Annotated in this window: 4 protein-coding genes and 1 pseudogene; 1 reads left to right on the top strand and 4 read right to left on the bottom strand. The window is 65.8% G+C overall.

Features of this window, described 5'->3' with window-relative positions:
* Positions 1 to 1343: pseudogene (locus tag Q8814_RS23635) on the bottom strand (pyruvate dehydrogenase); the annotation flags it as partial.
* 268 nt (positions 1344 to 1611) lie between these two features.
* Here Q8814_RS23635 and Q8814_RS23630 point away from each other — a divergent pair.
* Positions 1612 to 2088, top strand: a complete 477-nt coding sequence (locus tag Q8814_RS23630; protein ID WP_330154408.1) for an Lrp/AsnC family transcriptional regulator — start codon at positions 1612 to 1614, stop codon at positions 2086 to 2088.
* A 202-nt stretch (positions 2089 to 2290) separates the two neighbouring features.
* Here Q8814_RS23630 and Q8814_RS23625 read toward each other — a convergent pair whose 3' ends face one another.
* The 3 genes from Q8814_RS23625 to Q8814_RS23615 form a co-directional block, all read right to left on the bottom strand.
* A complete protein-coding gene (locus Q8814_RS23625) occupies positions 2291 to 2917 on the bottom strand; it encodes a malonic semialdehyde reductase (protein WP_330154407.1) in 627 nt (208 codons plus the stop codon).
* Between the two features lie 8 nt (positions 2918 to 2925).
* Positions 2926 to 4914, bottom strand: coding sequence for an acetoacetate--CoA ligase (locus Q8814_RS23620; RefSeq protein WP_330154406.1), 1989 nt, complete (start codon positions 4912 to 4914; stop codon positions 2926 to 2928).
* Between the two features lie 86 nt (positions 4915 to 5000).
* Positions 5001 to 6259, bottom strand: a 1259-nt coding sequence (locus tag Q8814_RS23615; RefSeq protein ID WP_330154405.1) for an FAD-dependent monooxygenase, incomplete at its 5' end; no start/stop codon positions are given.

Below are 6259 nucleotides of genomic sequence, written 5' to 3'. Positions count from 1 at the left end.
GGGCTGACGGTGACCACGCGCCCGGCCGCGTCGGGCGATTCACGAGTCAGGTCGAGCAGTACCCGACCCAGGGCGGCCTGGGTGGTGGCCGTGCCCTTCGGGGTGCGACCGATGTCGGTGGGAATCGTCAGATCCGGCACCGCCGGAACCGCATCGCGTCGCAGACGGTCGGCGGTAGCCAGGCACAGGCGGCCCGCGGCGGTCTCGTCTTCGAATCGGCCCCACGGATTCTGGGGATCCAGGTGCTGGGCTGCGGCGAACTGTGAGTATTCGTCCACGGTCAGCAACGCCGAGTGGTTCTGCGGGTGACCTTCGGTGGGCAGGCCGTAACCCTTGATGGTGTAGGCGATGACCACCGTCGGCCGGGTGTCGTCGATCTGGCGGTACGCCTGCGACAGCGCCGCCAGATCGTGTCCGCCGAGGTTGCGCACCGCAGCCGTCAATGTTGCATCGTCCAACGTGGCAACGAGTTCGGTGATCTGCGTGCTGCCGGGACCGGTCCCGGGCAGCCGATCACGGACCTCTTCGGCGGTGCACCGCAGCAGCCGCTGGTATTCCGGATTCGGCATGTCCAGGATGCGGGTGCGCAGCGCATCGCCGCCGGGGCGGGTGAACAGTTCTTCGAGCAGCGTGCCGAATTTGACGGTGATGACCTGCCAACCGGCCGCGTCGAACATCTTCTCCAGGCGGCGGGCGGCGATGTTCGGGATCACTCGGTCGAGGGACTGGCGGTTGAGATCGACGATCCACACGACCTCGCCGAGGTCGGCGATGCCCGGATCGAGGATGGCCTCCCAAACGGCGCCCTCGTCGAGTTCGGCGTCACCGACGAGTGAGTACTGTCGGCCGCGACCGGTGTCACCGAGGTGGGTGTCGACGTAGCGGCGAGCCATCGCGCCCCAGATCGGGGCAGTGGCGCCGATACCGACCGATCCGGTGGAGTAGTCGACCGTGTCGGGATCCTTCGACCGGCTCGGGTAGGACTGCAGGCCGCCGAATTCGCGCAGGGTCGTCAGGTACTTCTCGTCCAGCTCGCCGAGCAGATAGTTGATGCTGTGCAGCACCGGCGAGGCGTGCGGTTTGACCGACACCCGGTCGCCGGGTTGCAGGTGTTCGAACCACAGGGCGGTCATGATCGAGACCATCGACGCGCAGGAGGCTTGATGGCCACCGACCTTGAGTCCGGTGGGGTTAGGACGTACCCGGTTCGCGTGGTGAATCATCGACGTCGACAGCCACAGCACCCGCTGCCGGATCGACTCGAGGGCAGCGAGGTCCTCGGACACACCGGTGGTGCTGGTGGAGTGCGAGCTCACGGAATCGAGGGACACGGGCTGGGACATCGGATTCTCCTTCGAAGACAACAACGCGGAACCGGACAGAACTACTGCATCAGGTGCCGGGGGGAGCCGACTCGGCCGGCAACGGATGAGAAGCGGCCGAGCGGCTAAAGGAATGGGGAGGCCAACCGGATTATGTCTGTGGAGGCTTTCCCGACCTGCGGGGTGTAACAACAGTCCACCAGTGGACATCTGTTTGCGCAATACTGGATCTGCAGATTGAGCATTATGCACCCCACTCCGGGGTGGCGATGAAAGGAAGGTTGGCACTTTGCCCAGCACGCACCGAGCCGACCGGATCGACGCTCGAATTCTGACGGCCCTGTCCGACGACCCACGCGCCACCGTGATGGCGGTAGCCGAGCGAACAGGGCTGTCCCGCAATACCGTTCAAGCAAGGTTGAGCAAGCTCGACGACGCCGGCGCGCTGCGGTCGTTCGAACGTCGGATCGATCCGGCTGTGCTGGGTTATCCGCTGCAGGCCTACGTGCTCACCAATGTCACCCAGCGCAAACTCGACCGGGTCGGGGCGGCGCTCGATGCGATACCCGAAGTTCTGGAAGTGCACGGACTCAGCGGTGTCGCCGACCTGCTCGTCCACGTGGCAGCCAAAGATGCGGACGACCTCTATCGCGTCGCCGGTGACATCTTGAACATCAAAGGCGTCAAACGCACCACGACGGCGCTGGTGATGCGCGAGATGGTGGATTACCGGGTTCGGCCGCTGCTCGACACGATTGCGGAATGACTCGGCGGTGGGCGTCGACAGCTGGTCACCGCCCACCGCGCATGCGGCTCCTGCCCGGGTCCGGTGTCCGGTCCCTTCCGAAGGGGTGGAGAACCGACTGCTGGAATAGTGTTGCACAAAAACATCTTTCGGGCGGAGGCAGTGTCCGGCGAACGCTGTACCGTCGGTGCTCCCCATGGTGTGTGAGGCTCGGTGAAGACCGCTACTCCCAGCGGAGACACTGGGTGTGCTCGAGGCGAGGAAGCCTACCGAACCACGGGTCCTGACCCGGGTAGCCGATGTTGACCACCAGCAGCGATCGCCACTGCCCATCGGGGAAGAAGTCGGCGTCGAGCGCCTCGGCGTCGAATCCGCTCATCGGGCCGGCGGCAAGGCCGCAGGCCCGTACGGCGAGGATGAAATAGCCGGCCTGCAAGGTGGCGTTGAGTTGTGCAGTGGACGCCCGGACTGCTTCGTTCGTCGCATAGAGCTGACCGAGTTCCGGCTTGAACGGCAGCAGAGTGCTCATGTGGTCGTGGAAGCGGCTATCGACGGCCAGGATCGCTACGGCCGGAGCCGAAGCGGTCTTGGCCTTGTTGCCCTCGTTCATATGGGCAGCAAGCCGCTCGCGTCCGGACTCGGTGCGGACGAACACTACCCGGAGCGGCTGGGTGTTCGCTCCCGTCGGTGCCCACCGCGCCAGCTCCCAGATGTCGACGAGGTGCCGATCGGACACGGGTGTGGATGCGAAGGTGTTCGCGGTCCGCGCGGAGGTGAACAACGTCGCGAGCGCCTGCTCGTCGACGGGTTCGAGCCGGCCGGGTGCGCGGTGGTCTACGGTCTCGGTCACGATCTTCCTCACTGGTCCTGTGTCTGGCGCGAGCGGTGGAAAGCGTTGGCGTAGTCGATGTACCAGTCCAGAGCGTCGGTATCGGCGACGGTGGCCCGGTTGAGGGCACTCTCCGGCGACGTCCCTTGGATGAGCTTCTTGATCGGTACTTCGAGACGCTTGCCGGTCCGGGTGGTGGGCACGGCGGGAACGTCGACGATCTCGTCGGGAACGTGACGCGGTGAGACCTGCGTGCGGATCGTGGTGCGGATCCTGTCCACGAGCGCGTCGTCGAGGTCGTAGCCGTCGCGAAGCACCACGAACAAGGGCATGTGGTAACCGCCGTCCGGAAGCTCGGCACCGATGACCAACGCGTCGGCGATTTCTGGAAGCGCGTCGATGGCCTGGTAGATGTCTGCCGAGCCCATGCGCACGCCACCGCGGTTGATGGTCGAATCGGACCTGCCGTGGATTCGGCAGGTGCCGCGGTCGGTAACGGTGATCCAATCGCCGTGCCGCCATACCCCGGGGAAGGTGTCGAAGTACGCATCGCGGTAGCGGCACCCGTCGGGGTCGTTCCAGAAGCAGATCGGCATCGACGGCATGGGGGCGGTGATCACCATCTCCCCGACCTCGTCGGTGACGGGGTGTCCGTCCTCGTTCCAGGCTTCGACTGCGACGCCCAGGCACGGGCCTTGCAGTTCGCCGGTGTAGACCGGTTGCAGCGGATTGGCGCCGACGAACGCGGTGGCCACATCGGTTCCGCCGCTGTCGGATCCGAGATGCACATCGGCCGCCACGTCCCGGTAGACCCAGTGCCAGGTGGAGTCCGGCAGCGGGGATCCGGTGCTCATGATCGAGCGCAGCGGGCTCAGGTCGAAGTCCGTGCCGGGGGTTGCGCCGGCCTTTTCACACAGGGTCAGGTAGGCGGCCCCGGTACCGAAACGGGTGACGCGTTCCCGGCCGCAGATACCGAACAAGGTGTCCGGACCGTCGACAGTGGGACTGCCGTCGTAGGTGACGATCGTGGCGCCGGTGATCATGGCGTCGACAAGCATGTTCCACACCACCCAGGCGGTGCTGGCGGCGATGAACACCCGGTCCGTGGGTCCGAGGTCGTAGTGCAGCGCGTTGGCCTTGAGGGATTCGAGAACGATGCCGCCGTGGGAGTGCACGATGCCCTTGGGCAGTCCGGTCGTGCCGGAACTGTAGAGAATCCACAGGGGATGCTCGAACGGCACCTGCTCGTACCGAGGACGAGCATCGCCGGTGATCAGCTCGGCATAGTCGAGTACACCCGTAGGGAGCGGCGCTGTCGGCACCAGATTGCGGACCATGATGGTGTGTTCGACGGTGGGCAGCTGGGCCTGCAACTCGCTCAGCAGAGAGCGGCGGTCGATCGTCTTGTGGTTGAACCGGTAGCCGTCGACTCCGATGAGCACGGTCGGTTCGATCTGGGTGAACCGGTCGAGCAGGCCCTTGAGTCCGAAATCCGGTGCGCAGCAAGACCATACTGCGCCGACGCTGGCGGCGGCGAGGACCGCGACTACCGTCGGTGCGATGTTCGGCAGCACCGCGGCGATCCGGTCGCCGGGCTTGATACCCATCGTCCGGAATTGCTCGGCGAGATTGGCGACCTGGGAGACAAGCTGAGCTCGACCGATCTCGGATCGGTTGCCGTCCTCGTCGAGGGCGATGATCGCGGGCCCGCCGGCGTCGACGTGTCGCAGTATGTTCTCCGCCCAGTTCAGCTGTGCTCCGGGAAACCACTGTGCCTCGGGCATCGTGGGATCGACCAAGGCGGTGGATATTCGGGTCGAGGACACCACATCGAAGTAGTCCCAGATCGAGGACCAGAATCCATCGAGGTCGTCGACGGACCAGCGCCACAACGACCGGTAATCAGTGGTGACCACGTTCTTGCTGTCGGCAAGCCAGCGTTGATACTGCGACATCCGGCACGTGGCGATCCGCTCGGCATCGGGAGACCACAACAGGTCGGCTTCGGGACCGGACATCGGTGGGTGTTCCTTTCGACTGGTGTACTGCCCGGGCGACCGACTGAAACGAGGTTCGGTCGCCCGGGCAGCGATGGTGGCGTCGACTAGCGGGACAGGAGGGTACCGACGGTGCGAGCGAGCTCGTCGGCAGGCGTGGCGGCACGATCAGCGCTACGCCAGGCGACGTGGTTGTCCGGGCGAACCAGAATCGCGCCGTCCTCACCGATCTCGCGCAGTTCGCTCCAGCGGCCGGTGGGGTCGGTGTAGTCGGCGCCGTCGGCGATCGTGACGGCCTTGATCCGGATCCCGTACTTCTGCGCGACCGTGTCGGCTGCGGTCACCCAGTCCTGCCCCTGGGCTCCGGTGATCAGCACGAGGGCGGTATCGGTGCCGACCAGGTCGTGGGTGGAGATCCGCTGCCCGTGGTGCTCGATCCAGGCGTGTGGGAGGCGGTGCCCGGGACGGGTGGTGGGGAAGTACACGCTGCCCATCGGATCGCGTGGGGGAGCGTCGCTGCCGTCCGGGAGCACGGCCCCGTCCTGGTAGGCGAAGCCGATTTCGAGGTCGTGTGCCTGGAATTCGGTGCGCTGGGTGTTGGCGACTTCGAAAGCGCGCGCCCGGCGGGTTTCGCCCATCGGGGTGTCGGAGAACAAGTCGCGGAACACCTGGGTGCGGAGTTCGAGGGGCTGGTCGGGGCTCAGACCGATGCCGGCGTCGATGACCATGTGGTTGAGGAAAGTGAACATGGCCCAGTCGACGTTGCGCATGCCCACCAGGCGCCGTTCGGGCTCATAGGTGTCGAGCAGTGCGGGCGCGGAGTCGCCTCGCAGGACTGCGGCGAGTTTCCAGACCAGGTTGTGGGCATCCTGGATCGCGGTGTTGAGTCCGAGGCCGGTGGTCGGCGGGTGGCGATGGGCGGCGTCTCCGGCGAGGAAGACCCGACCGACCTGGTACTTGTCGGCAAGCACGCCTTCGAGGATCCAGTGGCTGACCTTGTGGACCTCCGGTTCGAGGTCGGGCAGCTTGAGCAGTTCGCGCAGCCGGGGAACGATGGCTTCTTCGTCGAAACGGTTGGGGTCGTCCGGACGGAAGGTGAAGTGGATAACGAACTCTTCCGAGTGCTTGCCCCAGGTCGGTCCCATCGCGGCCATGGCGCCGCTGTGCCAGGATCCGGCGCCTTCCGGGTTGACGAGCCAGGTGATCAGGACGTCGTCTTCCCAGTACTGCGACAGGTCCGCGGTGAAATGGGTGCTGACCATGTCCAGGATCCCGCTCGGGCCCTCCATCGTCACCCCGAGCTCGGGACCGACGGTCTTCCCGCCGTCCGCGGCGATCATGTACTGGGCGCGGACGGTGTAGGTCT

The sequence above is a fragment of the Rhodococcus chondri genome, assembly GCF_036327435.1.
GTDB classification, from domain to species: domain Bacteria; phylum Actinomycetota; class Actinomycetes; order Mycobacteriales; family Mycobacteriaceae; genus Rhodococcus; species Rhodococcus chondri.
Note: the sequence above shows the minus strand (reverse complement) of the source record. Positions and strands in the feature narration are given on the sequence as shown.